The sequence below is a fragment of the Streptomyces sp. NPDC090798 genome (genome assembly GCF_044768965.1).
In the GTDB taxonomy this organism is placed as follows: Bacteria; Actinomycetota; Actinomycetes; order Streptomycetales; family Streptomycetaceae; genus Streptomyces.
In genome coordinates this window covers 1-16,801 of record NZ_JBIVXA010000004.1, presented here as the reverse complement: position 1 = coordinate 16,801, position 16,801 = coordinate 1, and the positions used below count along the sequence as shown (strand labels likewise).

The window sequence follows — 16,801 nt, the reverse complement described above, 5'->3', positions numbered from 1 at the left end:
TCCTTCAGACGAAGCTGTAGGGAGGCAGGGGGCCGTTGAGCCGGAAGTCGAAGTCGTCGCCCATCTGGTGGGCGACGCTCAACTCCGAGGTGAGGAAGGTCTCTTCCTGTTCCTCGGTCACCAGGAACGACACATTGAGAAAGTCCGAACCCGTCGGCTGGGATGTTTCAAGCGTCCGGGCAAAGGGGCGCAGTGCTTCGACCACGCCCGCCGCCAGCGCCTCTTGCCGTGCCTGCACCTCTTGGGCGACCAGCTCGCCGAGTCGCAGCGACGCGTCGGTGGCGGCGGTGCCGCTCCGGATCTCGTCATTGAGCTCTCGCGCCACGTCCGACTCCCGCAGGATCTGCCGCAGCAGCGCGTCTTCGTCCTGCGACGCCTTGAGGTGGTACTCGGTGCACCCCTCCAGTACTTGAAGCCTGTCCGTGTAGTCCGCCGCATTCTGCTCCAGAGCCAGCAGAACGGCCTCGTCGTTCTCGGCGATGAGGCCGAACCGCATGGGGAGCACAGTGCCATCAGCCATGAGGCTCTTCTGCACTTCCTGGTGGGCGATGATGTCGCGGCGCTTGGGGCGTAGATCCTCTGGCGCATCGCTGACCACGGCGCACAGCGGTCCCGCCGTCAGTGCCCGCAAGCCCGCCGGTGACTCACCGACTCCGCTGAGCCCGTCGAGGCTGAGCGGGTGCTGCTTGCCGGTGATGGAGTAGATATAAACGGCCATGGCTCATTCCTTCTCGCCGGGCGAGCCCTATTCGCGCTCACGTCGGGAGGTGCGCCGAGCCGGCCGCCGTCGCCTCTCCACGGGTTCCTTTTCCTTGCTCTCGTCTTCTTCCTCGGCCTCCTCCTCTTCTTCGTCGTCACGGCCGGTGATCCCCTTGAGGGAATCGGTGACCGCTTCCGCCGCGCCGGAGAGGGCCCCCTTGGATTTGCCCTTGGCTCCGCTCTCCATCGTGTCTCCGACGATGTCGGTCAACTGGGCGGGTGCCTTCCTCCCGGTCTCGAGGTCGAGGCGGTTGCAGGCCTCGGCGAAACGCAAATAGGTGTCGACGCTGGCCACGACGATGCGAGCGTCGATCTTGAGGATTTCGATCCCCACCAGAGACACGCGGACGAAGACGTCGATGACAAGCCCGCGATCGAGAATGAGTTCCAAGACGTCGTAGAGGCTGGTGCCGCCGCCACCACCGCGCGCGACACCGCCTCCACTCTGCGGCACCACCGTCATGGTGCCTCCCTTCATGGCCGTTGCGGCCTCAGCCCAGCCGGTCGATCTGGCCGCGGCTGTAGCGGCGCGTCCTTCGGTACTCCACCAGGTCGCCTTCCTCGTCCAGCGTCACTCGGTAGGTAGCCATCACGCTCGTGGTTTCGGGGACGCGTTCCAGTTCGAGTACCTCCACGTCGGCCTCCCAACCGGCCTCGGTGGATTTCAATGCCGAGACGGACTCGGGGGCCCGTCCGAGCAACTCCTGAAGTTGTTCGACGGCGGAACGAATGGCCCAGGCTGTGTTGCCCTTGCCGGAGCGGCGTCGGGGGCCACCTGTGGTGCCCCGGTCAGTGCTGCGGCTACCGCTGCTGGATCGCCGCCGGGGTTCTGCTGCGGCCATGGTCTCTCCGGTGGTCGGAGCGCGCGCCATACTCCACGCACAAACACTATAATTCCATCATATAGAGGCACATGTCGCCGGGCGTGGATGGCTTCGAGTGAACCTGCCCGGTGGGGCCACGGCCTCCCGGTGGGGCCGTATGGCGTGCCCGGGGTGCTCTCAGCGGGCCGAGAGACGCGTCGCGTGCGATCCGCTTCTGTCTCAATCACTGGTTGGGCAGGGGATGTTGGCCCGTAATTCGAGTGTGTTCGCCTCCCCTTTCCGAAGGGAACCGCCTCATGAACGACACGACCAAGATCGGCCTCGGTGCCGCGGTCGCAGCTGGCTATGTGCTCGGACGTACGAAGAAAGCCCGTTTCGCCTTCGGGCTGGCAACCTATCTCGCAGGTCGCCGATTTGGGCTCGATCCGCAGCAGCTGTTGACGACCGGCCTGAAGAAACTCGGCGACGTTCCTGGAGTCGCCGAGCTGAACGAGCAGGTGCGCGGCGAGCTGCTGGACGCCGGACGCAAAGCCCTGGCCGCCACCGCCGACCGGCGCCTCGCCGACCTCGCCGATTCTCTCCATGAGCGCACGCTGCGCATTGGTGAGGAGAAGGGCGAGGAGGAAGAAGAGGACGAGGAAGAACCGGAGGAGGGCGAGGAGCGCTACGAAGACGAGGAGGAGACGGAGGGCGAGGAGGAACCGGAGGAGGAAGAGGGCGAGGAAGAGCCTGAGGGAGAGTTCGAAGAAGAAGAGGAGGAGGAAGAGGAGGAAGAGCCGGAGGCAGAAGAGCCCGAGGCTGAAGAGCCGGAGGCAGAAGAGCCGGAAGCAGAAGAACCAGAGGCAGAAGCGGAGGAGGAAGAAGAGGAAGAAGAAGAGGAAGAAGAACCGGAGGAGGAGGAAGAGCCGGAGGAAGAGGCTGAGGAGGAGCCGCCACGGCGTCGTCGCCGCGTAGCGGGAAAGAAGCAGGCGGCCAAACCCTCTCCCCGTAGGGCGGCTGCCAAGGAAGCCGCTCCCGAGAGGAAGAGGACTCCTGCGAGGAGGGCTCCCGAGAAGAAGGCTCCCGCGAAGAAGACCGCGGCGCACAGGCCCCCGGCCAAGAAGTCGGCGGCGCAGCGGCCGGCGGCCAAGAAGACTGCCGCCAAGAAGTCGCCGCCGGCGAAGAAGACCGCGAAGAAGTCGCCGCCCCCTGCCAAGAAGGCGGCGGCGAAGAGGGCATCGACGAAGAGCGCGTCCGCGAAGAAGGCCCCGTCCAAGAAGGCAGCCCCCGCGAAGAAGGCGGCTGCCAAGAAGACTCCCGCGCGGCGGAGGTAGGTCATGGCCGACAAAGAGCGTGACTCCGGCCGGGGAGATGGCTCCGGCCTCGAAATGTTGCGCGATGAACTGACCGACTTCCTCGGTGCTCAGGTCGGACATCTCGTCGACAAGGCCGGGGAAAAGTTGGGGGATGTCACCGACCAGCTCCTCGACACGGCCGAGAACGGCGGATCTCTTCTCGGCGTCGGCGGACGCATCCTCAAAGGTGATTCCCCCTTGAAGGCGTTCGTCGGTGAGAAGGCCAAGGGCCTCAAAGACAATGTGATGGACAAGGTCAAGAACGTCTTCGGCGGGGGACGCGGAGGCAAGTCCGGCAGCACCAAGGTGATGAACATCATTGAAGTGCTGGACGTGGGTGTGCCGATCCGCGTGGCGTACAACTACTGGACCCAGTACGAGGAGTTCAGCGACTTCACCAAAGGTGTACGGAGTGTGTCCCGGAACGACGAGACCGCCAGTGACTGGAAGGTGAAGGTCGGCCCTTCGACTCGCGGTTGGAAGGCGACGGTTCAGGAACAGGTGCCGGACGATCGAATCGTGTGGAGCTCCGAGGGCGCGAAAGGCACTACTCACGGCTGTGTCAGTTTCCACGAACTCGCGCCCAATCTGACGCGGATCGTGCTTGTCGTCGAGTACTACCCCTCGGGTCTCTTCGAGAAGACGGGCAACCTGTGGCGTGCCCAAGGACGCCGTTTGCGGCTGGACTTCAAGAACTTCCAGCGCTATGTCACGTTCGCCGACGAGGACGTCGAGGGCTGGCGCGGAGAGATCCGCGACGGCGAGGTGATTCGCAGCCACGAGGAAGCACTGGAAGAGGAGGAAGCGGCAGGGGAGGACGAGGAGCAGGAGGAGTACGACGAAGAAGACGAGGAGACGCCCGACGAGGAAGAGGAAGAAGAGGAGTACGACGAGGAGGGGCCAGAGGACGAGTACGCCGAGGAGGACGAGGAGGACGCCGAGGACACCGAGGACGCCGAGGACGAGGGCTGACGCGGCCCGAGCCGAGCGATTCCCCTCGGCGTGCCCTGCCCCGAGACGCGGCTCGTCCACAGGCACAAGTCCCGCGGCGGCATATGGCCCCGCGTACGGTCTGACCGCCCTGGGTCTCGGTACCGGCGCCGCCGGTACCGAGACCCAGGGCGGTCAGGACATCGAAACGCTCTTCGTGACATTGCCCGCCGGCCGTGGGCGGCCGGCGGGCAATGTCACCAGACCCCGAAGGTGCGGACCAGGCGTATGCCCGCGATCAGTGCCCGCTCCGCTTACGAAGGTGGCCCGCCGCCCTTTCCGTCATCTCATGTGCCTTGGCGCGCAGCTGTTCCCCACGCCCGGCCTGCTGCATTGATGAGTCCCCGAGGGCCTTGCCGAGAGTCTCCTTCATCTTGCCCCGGATCTGGTGCACCTTCGCATTGGTCTTGGCCATCTGAATCGCCATCCTCTTGAAGACGCTGGGAAGCGCGGCCCGTCCAGGACCGACACATCTTTGTTCACCGTGCGCCTGCCCGCCGGGCCCGGCAACTGGGCGACCGCCTCAAGCCAAGGGGAGCGGTGAGAGGACAGATCGCCAGGCAACGGTCTCCTGCCTTACTGCGCGCGGTGCGGTTTGTGGTGGGCGACCCGTAGGCGGACCTCGGTGTGCATCTGGGGGGAGTTGGGGAAGCCGGTGGACCGGCGTGCGGTACGGAGCGGGCCTTCGCACAGGGTGTCGAGGACGGCGCCGGGTGCGCTGTGGGGGGTGAGAGCGAGCGTGATGTCGGTGCGGGGGTGAGCGGGCCGGCCAGTGATGTGTACGGCCGCATGTTCAACCCCTGGAAGGGCACCGCCCTCGGCGGCGATCGCGTCGCTGAGCGCGCGGTCGCGCAGTTCGACGCCTTCCTGCGGGGGTGTGCCGCCCACGGGCAGCGCTCCGGGGTGGCGTTGTCGCAGTTGGGCGAGCAGCCACCACAGGGCGAGCACGGCGACGAGGGCGAGGGCGGCGATGACCGCGGGCCACCACCACCAGCCCTGACTGCTCCAGCGGGCCCGGTCGGCGGCACCGAGCAGGACGTCGTGCGGGGTGGTCAGAGGCCAGCCGACGGGCGGGATCAGGTCGTGGCGCCGGTAGATGTCGAGCCCGGCGAAGAGAATGAGCAGGCCGCCGCCGAGCAGTACCAGTCCGGCGAGGGCCAGCAGACTGCGGTTGAGTACGGTTCGCGGCGTCATGGTGTGGGCTCCGGTGCTGGGGGATTTCGCTCAGTCGGTGCGTCGCCGCACCCGTACGACGATGCGGGGAGGGCGGGCGAGGGCCAGCCGGTCGCGCTCCTCGTCGAGGACGGCGGTGAGGTCGTCCTTCACCTGCTGGGGGTCGCGGAAGCGGACGTCCGCGCGGGCCTTGACGCGGTGTCGGCGCACCCGGACGCGAGCCGTGCTCACTCCCGGGACCCGCATGGCGGCGTCGCGCAGCAGTTCGGCGGCGCCGTCGCGGTCCAGGGAAGCCCGCAGCCCGGTCGCGGGGGAGCGCAGGGGCAGCCAGTGGCGTAGGCCGGGGGTGAGGGCCAGGGCGATCAACCAGATGCCGAGGGCGGCGGCCACTGCGGCCCCCGTGAGCACCCACACGTCGTCCACGGGGCGAGTGGCCAACTCGTCGGCCAGGTGCCGTCGCCAGGCTGCCGCAGGGCGTCCCGCCCGTACGGCGACGACGTCGAACAGCGCCGCAGCCGCCGCCACGAGAATCACCGAGGCGACCAGCGCGGCCGGTAGGCGGCGCGTGGACCATGGACGGTGGGTCCGGTGCCGTCTGTCGTGCTGGTCCGCCACCAAGTCCGGCGGAGGGGGCACGTCGTGTTCGGGGGGACCGGACTCCGTCGGCTCCCTCGGCTCTTCGGGCTCCTTCGTCAGCGGCACCGTGGCGCGACGCCCGGACGGTGCGGAGCTGCGCGCGGGAGGGTCCGGGTCTGGTGTCATTCCGGTCCTCCTTCCTGGACGGTGTGCCCGGCGGCTTCCTGGACGGTGTGCCCGGCGGCCCGGGCTGCCGGGCGGCTCACAGGACCCGTCCCCGGTTCGCGTCGGCGGCGGTCACCAGCCGACGGACGGTGAGGGTGACCTCTCCCACCTCCAAGCCTGTCAGCTGAGTCACCCGTTCGGCGACGTCGTGCTGGATCCGCTCGCAGACGTGGGGAATGTCGGTGGGATAGGGCAGGTCCATGGCCAGGTGCAGGCGCACCGATCCGGTACGGACGGTGGCGGAGGCGCTGGGGGCCGTCGGTCCGCCCCGGTCGGGCGGTATCACGGCGCGCCGGGACTGAGCCGTGTGTGCGGCCCTGGCGGCGATACGGGCGACCACCCTGTCCGGGATGACGGTGGCGCCCCGCTCGGCCGGAGGCGGCAGGTCGGCGGATCGCCCCGGCGGGCCGGGCCCTTCGTCAGGGGGTTGGGAACCGGGCCCGGTACTCACCGCTGCCTCCGCGCATGGAGGTCGAGGTCGCCCTGCACGACGAGGCCGACGATCAGCCCCGCCACACCCAGAACCAGAACCAGCAGGAACGCCCAGAAGCCGCCGAAGTATCCGGCGAAGCCCAGAGCCATGCCGGCCGCGAGTCCCGTTGTCGCTGCGTTCATCTTGCACTCACCCGTCTCGCGAACGTGATCGTCCGTGTGATCACCCGCTCATGCGCGGGGCATGGCCGTGGGCACGGCGGTCGATCACCTCACGCGGCCCTCGTCCGGTTCGGCCTCTTCCTCCTCGTCGGGGAGGTGGACGTCGTCGACGGCGATGTTCACCTCGACGACCTCCAGTCCCGTCATCCGCTCCACGGCGCTGATCACGTTGGTGCGTACGGCCCCGGCGACGTCGACGATGGAGACGCCGTACTCGACGACAACGTCCAAGTCCACCGCGGCCTGGCGCTCGCCGACCTCGACCTTCACCCCGCGCGTGACGCCTCCGCCCCCGCCTCCGCCGGGGACGCGTTCCCGCATGGCGCCGAAGGCGCGGGCCATCCCCGCTCCCAGGCTGTGGATGCCCGGTACCTCGCGTGTGGCCATGCCCGCGATCTTGGCCACCACGCCGTCCGCGATGGTGGTCTTCCCTCGTGTCTCGGCCGGAGCTCCGGCCCCGGTACGGCCCTTCAGCGCGCTGACGCCTGTGTCGGGCCGGCTGCCCCCGCCGACGCTGGTGATGTTGTCCGTCATGGCGGTCGCCTCGATGGGTCAGGTGTGACACCTGCACGGTGCCCTTCAAGAGGTTGGACACCCGGGGCGGCGTACCTCTCACAGACATGATGTGTGATGTGCATCACATGGGTGTGGTGGGGGTACACGATCTTTCCAAGTCCCCTGCGAGAGCGTCATGATCCAACGTATTGCTTCCCCACGGCTGGGATGCGACCTGCCGGACGGACTGCTTGCGGTGCGGGCGGCCGAGGGAGACGAAGACTCCTTCGCCGTTCTCGTCCAGCGGCACAACGGGTCCCTCCTGGCCCTGGCCCGTGGCATCCTCGGCAATCCCCAGGACGCCGAAGAGGCCGTTCAGGACGCCTTCGTCAGCGCCTGGCGGCGTCTACCGGAGTACCGTCACAGTGCTGAGTTCCGCACCTGGATGTACCGGATCACCATCAACCGCTGCTTGACCATGCGACGGCGGCGCCGCCCGCCGCCCCTTCCCCTGGACACCGTCGCCGAACCCGCGACGGGCGACGCGAGCAGCCAGCCCGCCCGGACCGCCGAGCAGGACGCGGCCACCGCGGCCCTGTCCCGGGCGCTCGCCGAGCTGGACGCCGACCAGCGCATCTGCTGGATCCTGCGTGAACTGCAGGGCCTGCCCTACAACGAGATCGCCCATATGACACGGACCAGTGAGCAGACGGTGCGCGGCAGACTGTTCAGAGCACGCCGATCCCTGCAGGAGGCGATGGGCTCATGGCGCTAGACGACCCACACGCCCGGCCTTCCGAATCGCCCCGCGCCGACGGGCCCCGCCCCAGCCCGACCGCCGCCGACCCGCCCCCGTTCGCGGGTGATGAGGTACTGCCCTGCGGCCGTCTGCTCAGCCGAGTCTGGGAACAGGCGCAGGACGCCGCGCCGGCCGCGGACCCGCACACGGTGTCCTGTCCTCACTGCCACGAGGCCGCCGAGGGACTGGCCACGGTGAACCAGGCCGCCCAGGCGCTGCGTACGGAAGATCCTCCCGGCCTGCAGGCACTCGCCGACCGTGTCATGAACGTCGTCAGAGCAGAGGTCCGGCTCGGACGGCTGCTGCCTCTGGCCGACCCGGGCCGCGAGCTGCGGATCGCCGAGAGCGCTGCCGCGAAGGTGCTGCGGCAGGCCGCGGACACGATTTCCGGTGTGAGGGCCGCGACCTGCCGGCTCGTACCCGCGGCCGAGGGCACCGACGTACGGGTGACCATGGCCCTGGCCGCTGCCCTAGACCGCCCGCTGCCCGACCGGGTTGATCAGGTACGTCAATCGGTCCTCGGCTCGGCCGGACAGGACCTGGGTCTGGCCGTGACTGCCGTCGACATCAGCGTGGTCGACGTACTGGAGCCGTTGCCATCCTTGAGCCCCGGCCTCATGGACGGAGGTACGTGATGACCGCCACCGGCACGACCACGCTCCTCGGCGTCGCGGCCGAGGCAGCCCTCGCGGTTTCCGGCGTGGCCGGCCTGCAACCCCGACTGGCCCACTGCCTCGCGGCAGCCGCCGCGCACACCCTGGCGGACACCGCGCCGCACCGCATGCCGCCCGAGGCGGGCATCCGCGCCGACCGGGCGCCGGACGGTTCGGGATGGCGCATCGAGGTGCGCTGCGTCCTGGCCGAGGGCCACCGAGCCCTGGACACCGCCAGGAACGTCCACGACCGGGTACGGACCGCCGCCACCTCCCACCTCGCCACTCACGGTGTCGCGGAGCCGGTGACCGTCGCGGTCACGGTGACCCGTATCGCCGCCCGCCCCGCCACGGCGTGAGCGCCGCAGGTACCGGTCCCACGAACCGCCGGTCCCACGAACCGTCACCGCCTTGAAGACCGACTGCTCTCTGCGGAGACTGAGGGATCTGCGGAGACCGAAAGACGACCGCCGCAAAGCCATCCAGGCCATAGCCTGTCCGTTCGACGCGGCCCCCGGCCGAGCCTCCTGGCCGGAGGCCGCATATGTTGCCTCACGAGGGTTTGAGCGGTGCTGAGGTGTGCACGCGCCCGGTATGACCCATTCGAAGCGAGAGACAGAGCGCAAGTACGAAGCCCCGTCGGCCAATGACACCTCGTGGCTGCCGGACCTCACCGGCGTGGACGGCATCGCATCGGTCGTGGGAGAGGGCCTCGACGAACTGGACGCCGTGTACTACGACACTGACGACCTGCGCCTGGTTGGTGCGTCGGCGACACTCCGGCGAAGGACCGGTGGGGCGGATGCGGGCTGGCACCTGAAACTGCCCATGTCCGGGGACAGCCGGGAGGAGGTGCAGGTCCCGTTGTCCGACAGGGTCCCGGACGCCCTGCGTGACCTGGTCCTTTCTCGCACCCGAGGGGTGGAGCTGAGGCCAGTCGTCCGTATCTGGTCCACTCGCAGCACGCGGCACCTCGTCGATACGGAAGGCGCGGTCCTGGCTGAGCTGAGCCTCGACAGGGTCCGCGCCGAGTCCCTTCTGGCCACGACCGCACGGGCCTCATGGACTGAGATGGAGGTCGAACTCGCCGAGAACACCGATCCCTTGCTGCTCGACCTCGTGGACAAGGCGCTGCGCAAGAAGGGCATCGACCGTGCTGGCAATCCCTCCAAGCTGAGCCGGGCCCTGGAGGAAACAGGGACGGGAGCGCCGCGCCTGCCGGACACACGTGCCGAGATCGTCGTACCCGGCTCGGCCGCCGAAGAGGTCCTCAGGTATGTGGACGGGCAGGTGCGCACCCTGGTGGACCTCGATCCCGCGGTACGCCGCGGCCTGCCGGACTCGGTGCACCGGATGCGCGTCACCTGTCGTCGACTGCGCAGCACCCTGCGTTCCTACCGGGCGGTGCTGGAGCGTGAGGTCACCGATCCGATCCGCGAGGAGCTCAAGTGGCTGGGCGGCGAGTTGGGCGCCGAACGCGACCAGGAGGTCCTCATGGAACGGCTCGGCGGCCGCATCGAGGCCGCGCCCCGGGAACTGGTCCTTGGGCCCGTCGAGGCCAGGTTGCAGGTGTGGAACGTCTCCCGCACCGCCGAGGCGCGGCAGCGCACTCTCGACGCCCTGCTCTCACCCCGTTACCTGGACCTACTGAATTCATTGGCCACGCTCACGCAGCAGCCCCCGCTGCGTCGTAAAGCCGCTCGCAAGCCGGAGAAAGTGATGGTCAAGGCAACCCTCAAGGAGTACGACCAGCTGGCTGACCGGGTAGCACACGCGCTGGAGCTCTCCCCTGGGACGGAACGCGACGCGGCCCTCCATCAGGCCCGCAAGGCGGCGAAGAAGACGCGGTACGCCACCGAACTGGCGCGCGCCTCGCTCGGCGAACCCGCCAAGAAGCTCGGCAAGCGCGTCAAGGCCGTACAGAAGGTGCTCGGGGACCATCAGGACAGCGTCGTCGCGCGGGACGCCCTGCGGCACCTGGCCGTGGCGGCGCACGCGGCAGGAGAGCCCGGTTTCACCTGGGGCCTCTTGTACGGCCAGGAGCAAGCCGTGGCTCAAGGGCGCGAGCGGGAACTGCCGACCGCGTGGGCCGACGCGTCGAAGCCCGGGCTGCGCAAGGCGCTCGTTCACTGAGAGGTCCAGCGTCCTGCCCGTCGGCCGCGGTGGGACGACAGCGCCGGCCGCTGCCATTCGCCGGGCGGTCGTGCCGAGGAGCACGCCCGGCTTGCCGAGGACGCTGCTCGCCCTGGACAGCGTTGATGAGATCCCGCCGGCCCTCGGCCGCCTCGGCGAAGGTGACGAGCGCGACCTTCGTACGCGTGTCCTGGGCTACGTCCGCATGCGCGGAGTGTGGTTGCGAGCGATGCTTGCCGAATGACCGAGCGTTCCGTGATCGTTTGCCCGCCCGTCAAGGGGGAGGGGCGCCAAGTGCGCGTGGACGGGGAGCCCGCGGGGGCGGCCTGCAGTCTGCGCGGCTTGGCCGAGATCATGCGGCGGGCGGGCTGGGTGGATATGGATGAGATCGATGTGGCCGACTCACCGGTCATCGAGTGGCACGGTGGCGGGCCTGAGGTGTGGTGACGGCACGCTTGAGTCGCCAGCGCCAGTTTGCGCCGACGACAGTGTTCCGCGAACGACGACAGTGTTGCTGAACGACGGCAGTGTTCCGTGAGCGCGATCGCAGCGCCCGCCGAGTGCTGGAAAAGGGGCCGGTGTGTGTTGCGCATCCTCGATCCGCGGCGAACGGCAGTCCTGGAGACGAGCCTCGGGGCGGGGCCTTGATCACCGGGCATCATCGTCGGCCGCCGGGGTACCTGCGCCTCACACCAGCCCCTGCACGAGGAAGTGAGGATGCCGTGAGCGAGCGCCGCCCGGAAGCCCCTGGGAACAGCGGGGAGCAGATACCGAAGCTGATCCCCAGGGACCTGCCCGATCAGCAGGCCACCGCCGACGAGGACCCCTGGGACGTCGTCGGCGTCTCGATGGAGTCCACCGCCGACGAGCAGCCCGACCCGGAGATTCCCGATACGGACGAGGCCGGCACCGGCCGCAGGGGCGCCCCGCACTCCGGCAGCCGGCGTCCGGAGCATCCCGTGCCCGACGAACCGCCAGCCTGACGTCCCGCGCGCCATGGGAACCCCGACAGGTGACGCTGGGAGGGAGCCCGCGACTGTCGACAGGGTCTTGGCCGCCCGAGAGGACATGTGATGGGTGTGCGCACCTGGGTCAGCGACTGGCCCGTCCACCGACAACTGACCGGATCCGACCCGCTGGCGCGGGGCCGGGTGGTCATGTCCGCACAGACGCGGCAGCTGAGGCCGCGCACCGACACCGCCGAACGAGTGGTCTCTTCCATCTGTCCTTACTGCGCGGTCGGTTGTGGCCGGCAGATCTACGTCAAGGACGACAAGGTGGTGCAGATCGAGGGCGATCCCGCGTCGCCCATCAGCCGAGGCCGCCCTGCCCGAAGGGATCTGCCACCCTTCAGCTCACCACAGGCTCCGCGCGTCTCCACGAGGTCCTCTACCGGCGCCCGTATGCCACCGACTGGGAGCCCCTCGATCTGGAGACGGCCATGGACATGGTCGCCGACCGGGTGGCTCAGCGCGTACGGCCCCGCCGCCGGCGCAGCCGCTCTCAGTGCCGTCACTGGGCGGCTGCCCCAGGCGGGCGCCGCCGCGACCGCGGGAGCCGCGTTACTCGGGCCGATGCTGGCCTCGTACACCGCGGTTCTTGCCGCCGATACCGCCGTTCCCGCCTGGCACGGTGCTCACCGAGAACTTCCCTGTCTGTTCACGGCGTCCGCTACGGCCGCCGCCTCGGGGATGGCATTGATCGTCGCGCCACGGCGCGAGAGCGGGCCCGCGCGGTGCGCGGCGGTCCTCGCCGCAGCGGCCGAAAGTGTGGTGACCGACGCTGCCGAACGACGCCTGGGCATGGTTGCCGAGACCTGGCGCGAAGGCCGCGCGGGCACGCTCATGCGCACCGCCCGCGTGTTGACCCTGGCGGGCGCCGCGACCGCGGCGGTGGCGGCCGGCCGCCCTGGGGGGTGGGATCGCACTGCTCGCGGCTTCGGTCTGCACCCGCTTCGGGGTCTTCGCGGCGGGCATCGCCTCCGCGGAGGACCCGAAGTACACCGTCGTACCTCAGAGGAATGGAGTGTGACCCCGATGGTCACTGTGTCCCTGACCGGAGCGTCCAAGCAGGACGCTGCCACCGTCTTCGACGTCCTGCGGAGGGCGTTCCCCATCGACCGGCCCTCCGACGCCGCGCTCCATGAGCGGCCCGGGGACCACCCTGTCGTGTGGACCGCGGAGTTCGAGCCGACGCAGGAGCGCATACCCACCGGGCCGACCCCGCTGGAGGGTTCGCTCACCGCGACGTTGCAGGGCGGCTACGTCGCCGTGGACCAGCTCTGTGAGGCCCTGAGAGCCTCGTTCGCCGTACACGAGCGGGGTACGGCGTCGGGAGACCAGGAGAAGGAGGTCGACCTGCAGCTGCGGAGGATGCAGTAGTGACACGGAGGCCGCGCTTGGCGACCCCATGCGCACCTGGGTGGCCTCGACCACGAGGAGAAGAGCGACATGGTGCAGATCGGGTACACGATGATGACCGAACAGGGCGGCCCGCGGGAGCTCGTCGGCCGTGTGGCCGGAGCCGAGCGGGCCGTCTTCGACTTCTCCGTCACATCCGATCCCTGCTTCCCCCGGCTAGAGGCCCAGAGACACGCCCCCTACGCGTGGAGCGTGCTCGGTGTCGCCGCGCAGGCCACTGAGCGCATTCCCCTGATGACGTACGTGAGTTGCCCGACGACCCGTTACCACCCGGCGGCGGTTCCCCAGAAGGCCACCGCCATGCAACTCCTCTCCCAGGGACGCCTCCGCCTGGGACTCGGCTCCGGGGGAAAGCCTCAACGAGTATGCGGCGGGCGGCGGATGGCCCGCCGCGCCCGTCCAGCTGGAGATGCTGGAGGAGGCAGTGGAGATCATCCGCTCCCTCTTCGCGGGAGGGAACGTCAACCACCGTGGTGTCCACCAGTTCCGCTGGTTCGGCAGCGGCTGGCCGATCACCTCCGAACTGCCCGGACCAGCAGGATTCGCCGATGCCACCCAGTTCGTACGGACCGAGGACACCTGAGATGACCACGAAACGTGCTGCGATCTTCGATGTCGACGGAACACTTGTCGACACCAATCACCTCCATGTCGTCACCTGGTGGGAGGCGTTCCGGCAGGCGGGCCACAACGTCCCCATGCGTGAGATCCACCGGGCCGTGGGCCTCAGCGGCGGCGACCTGATCGACCACCTGCTCGGCGACGACCGCGACCGTGACGACGACGAGCAGCTCACCGCGGCCCACCACGCCCTCTACGCCACGTACTTCGAGCGACTGCCGGCACTGGACTCGGCGGCCGACCTGCTGCACGCTCTGGCCGCGCGAGGCTGGGAGATCGTACTGGCCACCTCGGCGGCCGGCGCGGAGCTCGCCGCGCTACGACGTGCCATCGACGCTGACGACGTCATCCTCGGGTCAGCCAGCGCGGACGACGTCGCCGACGGCAAACCCGCCCCCGACCCCGTCGAACAGGCCAGGGAACTCGCCGGCGTGCCGAGCGAACGAGCCGTGTTCGTCGGCGACACCGTCTGGGACATGAAGGCCGGCGTACGGGACGGCGTGGTCGCCGTCGCGGTACTGTCCGGCGGGATCCCGCGTGCAGACCTGGAGGCAGCCGGCGCTCGCGCGGTGTACCGAGACCCCGCCGACCTCCTGGAACGCCTGGATACCAGTGTCTTCGCCGACCGGGAGTGACCGGAGCTCCATAGGAGCAGCATGCAGGGCGCTGCACTGCTCAACCCGAGGCACCTGACCCGCCATTACCCATGGCAGATCCAGAATGGGTGGCGTCTTCCTAGCGGGCTCTGAGCTGGACGGCGCCGCTGTCCACGATGTCGGCGTTCATATTGGTGTGCATCATCTTTAGTGCTGCTTGGGCCAGGTCGGCGTGAATGTGCGCGACGGCGTCCTCCGGCACGGTTACCTGCAGGTGGCGGATGTGGGCGTCGAGAGCGGAGTACAGGACGCACTGTTCGGTGACCTGCCCGCACAGGATGGTGTGGTGCACCTTGAGTTGATTCAGCAGGTAGGCCAGCGGTGTCTCGTAGAAGATCGAGTGCCGTGCCTTGACGACGAACAGGGAGTCCTCGTCGGGGCGAATCGGTTCGACCAGGTCGGATCGGGGCCCGGCGAGCGCCGTCTGGAGGATCTCGCCGTGGTGCGAGCGCCATTGTCCGAAGTTGTCGTTGACGTAGATGACGGGGACCTTGCGCTCCCGAGCTCGTTCGATCAGGTGCACTATCGATGGGACGGCCCTCTGGACAGAGGGGAGCAGCAGGTCCGCATCGGCGTGGTCGTACGTATTGATCATGTCGATCACGATGACCGCGCTGCGCCTGTGGCTCATGTCGTCATGATGCCGCTGTTCCGCTCTGCTCGCAGGTTCCATGGCGGGCTCCCGCTTCCGTCAGGTTCCAGTCCCAAGCGTGAGCGTCAATACGAGCACCTCAAGGAGGGTGTCGAGAGTCGCGGTGCCTCTACTGGCCGGGGGAAGGAGATCGCTGCGCGGACGGTCAACAAGGAGCGCGCCAGGTCGGGCGAGGCGACTCCACCCGCCGGGTTGAGAAGCTTGCCGCCTTCCGCCACAGGCCCCTGGACCAGGGCCCTTACTCGTTCGTCTGGGTCGACGCACCGACCCGGAAGGTCTGGGAAGGCGGCCGCATCATCAACGTCCACGCGCTGATCGCGGTAGGCGCGCATGCCGACGGCCACCGCGAGATCCTCGGCGTCGACGTCACCACAGCCGAGGACGCGGCGGGCTGGCTCACCTTCCTGCGCTCGCTGATCGCCCGCGGCCTGTCCGGCGTCCAGCTCGTCAATTCCGACGCCCACACGGGGCTCGTCGACGCCATCGGCGCGGTCGTGCCCGGTTCATCGTGGCGGCGAAGCCGCACGCGTTACGCCCGCAACGTGCTGAGCCAGGTTCCGAAATCGGCCCAGCCCTGGGTGCCCACGCTGCTGCGGACCGTCTTCGAAAAGCCCGAGACCGCCGTCCTCCAGGTCCAGATGCGGCACGCCCTGGACGCTGTGGAGGCCAAGTTCCCCAAGGCCGCAACCCACTTGGACGCCGCCGGGACGAACCTCTCGCATTCACCGCGTTTCCCCGCGAGATCTGGCGGCCAGACCTGGTCGAACACTCCGCAGGAGCGGCTGCACGGGACTCGACCTGCTGACCAAGGCCCGCCTCCACCCGATCGAGTCAGAAACAGACGAGACCGCCCTACCCCCCCCGATGATCTGTTTCGACCTGGCATTTCTTCGTGCTGCCGCATTCCGATACAGCTGCGCGACCGATTGCGGACCGGTTGCGGAGCCGTCGTGCCCAGCGCATTGTTTAAGCACCAATTCCAGCCTCATTGGAGGGCAACGGGTCATGAGCAAGGCGAAGGCAAAGGCCAAGCAGGTCAAAGGAAAGATGAAAGAGACCACGGGCAAGGCCATGCACGACGAGGGCATGCAGGCTGAGGGCAGGGGTGAGCGGATCGTCGGTAAGGCGCAAGAGACCACGGAAAAGGCGACGGACCGTGTGAAGAGGACCGGCCGGTAGGACTGCTCGCTCCGGCGGTACGCCTGACAGGACGCACCGAGCCGAGCGAATGCCGAGTCCGAACACCTCGTCGGTCGGCACCACCCGCGGCTTGACTGCATGAGACGGCTCGAGGCGGTCGGGACAGCTGCCCGACCGCCTCGGCCTGTTGCGCGCCACTGCAGGCAGTTCGACTCGTCTGGCGTCGGTCGCTGCGCGGTGTGCGCGGGACAGCGGTTGCGGCGCGTTCGAAGGGGCACCCGGCTCTTGGACGACCACCGAGTCCGGGGTCTATGCACGATCCATGACGATTGCGGTGTCAGGCAGGTCAGGCGGTACGGCGATGAAGAGCGACGCAGCATTGCACGGTGAGGTCACCACCAGTCACTCGGTGTTCGGAGCACCCTGCTGGGCGAGTCTGACCACGCGCGATCTGCGGGCGGCGGAGGACTTCTACCACGCCGTGCTGGGCTGGGAGTGGCGCACGGGCAGCACGGTGGGCGACCAGTATCGGGTCGCGAGCGTGCACGGGGTCCCGGTCGCAGGGATCTCGGAGGTGAACCTCGCGGCAAGCACGGCCGTCGCGTGGACTCCGTATTTCGCGGTGGCGAGTGCGGACGAGACGGTGGCCCGAAGTCAGGAGCGCGGGGGTACGACCGCGGTGGGACCGCTCTCTTTC

The 16,801-nt window shown here is 68.7% G+C and carries 23 protein-coding genes and 5 pseudogenes; 18 read left to right on the top strand and 10 right to left on the bottom strand.

What is annotated here, in order from left to right:
• Nucleotides 1–4: 4 nt before the first annotated feature.
• The 3 genes from ACIQTP_RS10265 to ACIQTP_RS10255 are packed head-to-tail and all read right to left on the bottom strand — an operon-like array spanning nt 5 to nt 1,601.
• Complete coding sequence (locus ACIQTP_RS10265) at nt 5–718, bottom strand: GvpL/GvpF family gas vesicle protein (protein ID WP_403398207.1); 714 nt, start codon at nt 716–718, stop codon at nt 5–7.
• 27 nt (nt 719–745) lie between these two features.
• A complete protein-coding gene (locus ACIQTP_RS10260) occupies nt 746–1,222 on the bottom strand; it encodes a gas vesicle structural protein GvpA (RefSeq protein ID WP_403398204.1) in 477 nt (158 codons plus the stop codon).
• Nucleotides 1,223–1,250: 28 nt separating this feature from the next.
• Nucleotides 1,251–1,601, bottom strand: coding sequence for a gas vesicle protein (locus ACIQTP_RS10255; RefSeq protein ID WP_402048800.1), 351 nt, complete (start codon nt 1,599–1,601; stop codon nt 1,251–1,253).
• A 278-nt stretch (nt 1,602–1,879) separates the two neighbouring features.
• On the opposite strand from ACIQTP_RS10255, the gene ACIQTP_RS10250 reads away from it, so the two are divergent.
• Both ACIQTP_RS10250 and ACIQTP_RS10245 read left to right on the top strand, forming a co-directional pair.
• Complete coding sequence (locus ACIQTP_RS10250; RefSeq protein ID WP_403398201.1) at nt 1,880–2,896, top strand: histone protein; 1,017 nt, start codon at nt 1,880–1,882, stop codon at nt 2,894–2,896.
• 3 nt (nt 2,897–2,899) lie between these two features.
• Nucleotides 2,900–3,889, top strand: a complete 990-nt coding sequence (locus tag ACIQTP_RS10245) for an SRPBCC family protein (RefSeq protein WP_403398198.1) — start codon at nt 2,900–2,902, stop codon at nt 3,887–3,889.
• 256 nt (nt 3,890–4,145) lie between these two features.
• Here the strand turns inward: ACIQTP_RS10245 and ACIQTP_RS10240 are convergent, their stop codons facing one another.
• The 6 genes from ACIQTP_RS10240 to ACIQTP_RS10215 form a co-directional block, all read right to left on the bottom strand.
• On the bottom strand, nt 4,146–4,322 hold the full coding sequence (locus ACIQTP_RS10240; protein ID WP_402048791.1) for a CsbD family protein: 177 nt from the start codon (nt 4,320–4,322) through the stop codon (nt 4,146–4,148).
• Between the two features lie 161 nt (nt 4,323–4,483).
• Nucleotides 4,484–5,101, bottom strand: coding sequence for an alkaline shock response membrane anchor protein AmaP (locus ACIQTP_RS10235; protein WP_403398195.1), 618 nt, complete (start codon nt 5,099–5,101; stop codon nt 4,484–4,486).
• A 30-nt stretch (nt 5,102–5,131) separates the two neighbouring features.
• Entirely contained in the window at nt 5,132–5,842 is a 711-nt protein-coding gene (locus tag ACIQTP_RS10230; RefSeq protein WP_403398193.1) for a DUF6286 domain-containing protein, read from the bottom strand.
• A 76-nt stretch (nt 5,843–5,918) separates the two neighbouring features.
• Nucleotides 5,919–6,332, bottom strand: coding sequence for an Asp23/Gls24 family envelope stress response protein (locus tag ACIQTP_RS10225; RefSeq protein ID WP_403398191.1), 414 nt, complete (start codon nt 6,330–6,332; stop codon nt 5,919–5,921).
• Complete coding sequence (locus ACIQTP_RS10220) at nt 6,329–6,496, bottom strand: hypothetical protein (RefSeq protein WP_402048779.1); 168 nt, start codon at nt 6,494–6,496, stop codon at nt 6,329–6,331. The genes ACIQTP_RS10225 and ACIQTP_RS10220 overlap by 4 nt, the downstream gene beginning before the upstream one ends.
• A gap of 84 nt (nt 6,497–6,580) precedes the next feature.
• Nucleotides 6,581–7,069 (bottom strand): Asp23/Gls24 family envelope stress response protein, encoded by a 489-nt coding sequence (locus tag ACIQTP_RS10215; protein ID WP_403398188.1) that lies wholly within the window; start codon nt 7,067–7,069, stop codon nt 6,581–6,583.
• Nucleotides 7,070–7,226: 157 nt separating this feature from the next.
• Between ACIQTP_RS10215 and ACIQTP_RS10210 the strand changes: the two genes are divergently transcribed.
• The 12 genes and pseudogenes from ACIQTP_RS10210 (at nt 7,227) to ACIQTP_RS10155 (ending at nt 14,291) form a co-directional block, all read left to right on the top strand.
• The gene (locus tag ACIQTP_RS10210; protein ID WP_403398187.1) at nt 7,227–7,805 is read left to right on the top strand and encodes an RNA polymerase sigma factor; all 579 of its coding nucleotides are present in this window, start codon (nt 7,227–7,229) and stop codon (nt 7,803–7,805) included.
• Nucleotides 7,796–8,464 carry a hypothetical protein gene (locus ACIQTP_RS10205; protein WP_403398186.1) on the top strand — a complete coding sequence of 223 codons (669 nt, stop codon included), beginning with the start codon at nt 7,796–7,798 and terminating at the stop codon, nt 8,462–8,464. Before ACIQTP_RS10210 ends, ACIQTP_RS10205 begins: the two co-directional genes overlap by 10 nt.
• Nucleotides 8,464–8,841, top strand: a complete 378-nt coding sequence (locus ACIQTP_RS10200) for a hypothetical protein (protein WP_403398185.1) — start codon at nt 8,464–8,466, stop codon at nt 8,839–8,841. Before ACIQTP_RS10205 ends, ACIQTP_RS10200 begins: the two co-directional genes overlap by 1 nt.
• Before the next feature lie 235 nt (nt 8,842–9,076).
• Complete coding sequence (locus ACIQTP_RS10195) at nt 9,077–10,615, top strand: CHAD domain-containing protein (RefSeq protein WP_403398184.1); 1,539 nt, start codon at nt 9,077–9,079, stop codon at nt 10,613–10,615.
• Between the two features lie 91 nt (nt 10,616–10,706).
• The gene (locus tag ACIQTP_RS10190; protein WP_403398182.1) at nt 10,707–10,859 is read left to right on the top strand and encodes a hypothetical protein; all 153 of its coding nucleotides are present in this window, start codon (nt 10,707–10,709) and stop codon (nt 10,857–10,859) included.
• Nucleotides 10,856–11,062, top strand: a complete 207-nt coding sequence (locus ACIQTP_RS10185) for a hypothetical protein (protein ID WP_402048760.1) — start codon at nt 10,856–10,858, stop codon at nt 11,060–11,062. Before ACIQTP_RS10190 ends, ACIQTP_RS10185 begins: the two co-directional genes overlap by 4 nt.
• 275 nt (nt 11,063–11,337) lie before the next feature.
• A complete protein-coding gene (locus ACIQTP_RS10180) occupies nt 11,338–11,598 on the top strand; it encodes a hypothetical protein (protein ID WP_402048757.1) in 261 nt (86 codons plus the stop codon).
• A gap of 90 nt (nt 11,599–11,688) precedes the next feature.
• A pseudogene (locus ACIQTP_RS10175) lies at nt 11,689–12,104 on the top strand (formate dehydrogenase); the annotation flags it as partial.
• Nucleotides 12,082–12,646 (top strand): annotated as a pseudogene (locus tag ACIQTP_RS10170) (polysulfide reductase); the annotation flags it as partial. The pseudogenes ACIQTP_RS10175 and ACIQTP_RS10170, both read left to right, overlap by 23 nt.
• 5 nt (nt 12,647–12,651) lie before the next feature.
• A complete protein-coding gene (locus ACIQTP_RS10165) occupies nt 12,652–12,996 on the top strand; it encodes a hypothetical protein (RefSeq protein WP_403399078.1) in 345 nt (114 codons plus the stop codon).
• 69 nt (nt 12,997–13,065) lie between these two features.
• A pseudogene (locus ACIQTP_RS10160) lies at nt 13,066–13,612 on the top strand (LLM class flavin-dependent oxidoreductase); the annotation flags it as partial.
• Nucleotides 13,613–13,619: 7 nt separating this feature from the next.
• Nucleotides 13,620–14,291, top strand: coding sequence for an HAD family hydrolase (locus tag ACIQTP_RS10155; RefSeq protein ID WP_403398180.1), 672 nt, complete (start codon nt 13,620–13,622; stop codon nt 14,289–14,291).
• Between the two features lie 100 nt (nt 14,292–14,391).
• On the opposite strand, the gene ACIQTP_RS10150 is transcribed toward ACIQTP_RS10155, so the two are convergent.
• Complete coding sequence (locus ACIQTP_RS10150; protein ID WP_403398178.1) at nt 14,392–14,943, bottom strand: isochorismatase family cysteine hydrolase; 552 nt, start codon at nt 14,941–14,943, stop codon at nt 14,392–14,394.
• Nucleotides 14,944–14,952: 9 nt separating this feature from the next.
• On the opposite strand from ACIQTP_RS10150, the gene ACIQTP_RS10145 reads away from it, so the two are divergent.
• From ACIQTP_RS10145 to ACIQTP_RS10130, 4 genes and pseudogenes are all read left to right on the top strand, one after another.
• On the top strand, nt 14,953–15,279 hold the full coding sequence (locus ACIQTP_RS10145; RefSeq protein ID WP_403399076.1) for a plasmid stabilization protein: 327 nt from the start codon (nt 14,953–14,955) through the stop codon (nt 15,277–15,279).
• A pseudogene (locus ACIQTP_RS10140) lies at nt 15,189–15,689 on the top strand (transposase); the annotation flags it as partial. The gene ACIQTP_RS10145 and the pseudogene ACIQTP_RS10140, both read left to right, overlap by 91 nt.
• A gap of 280 nt (nt 15,690–15,969) precedes the next feature.
• Nucleotides 15,970–16,143: a CsbD family protein gene (locus ACIQTP_RS10135; protein ID WP_403398175.1), complete on the top strand. Its 174-nt coding sequence runs from the start codon at nt 15,970–15,972 to the stop codon at nt 16,141–16,143.
• Between the two features lie 322 nt (nt 16,144–16,465).
• Nucleotides 16,466–16,801 (top strand): annotated as a pseudogene (locus ACIQTP_RS10130) (VOC family protein); the annotation flags it as partial.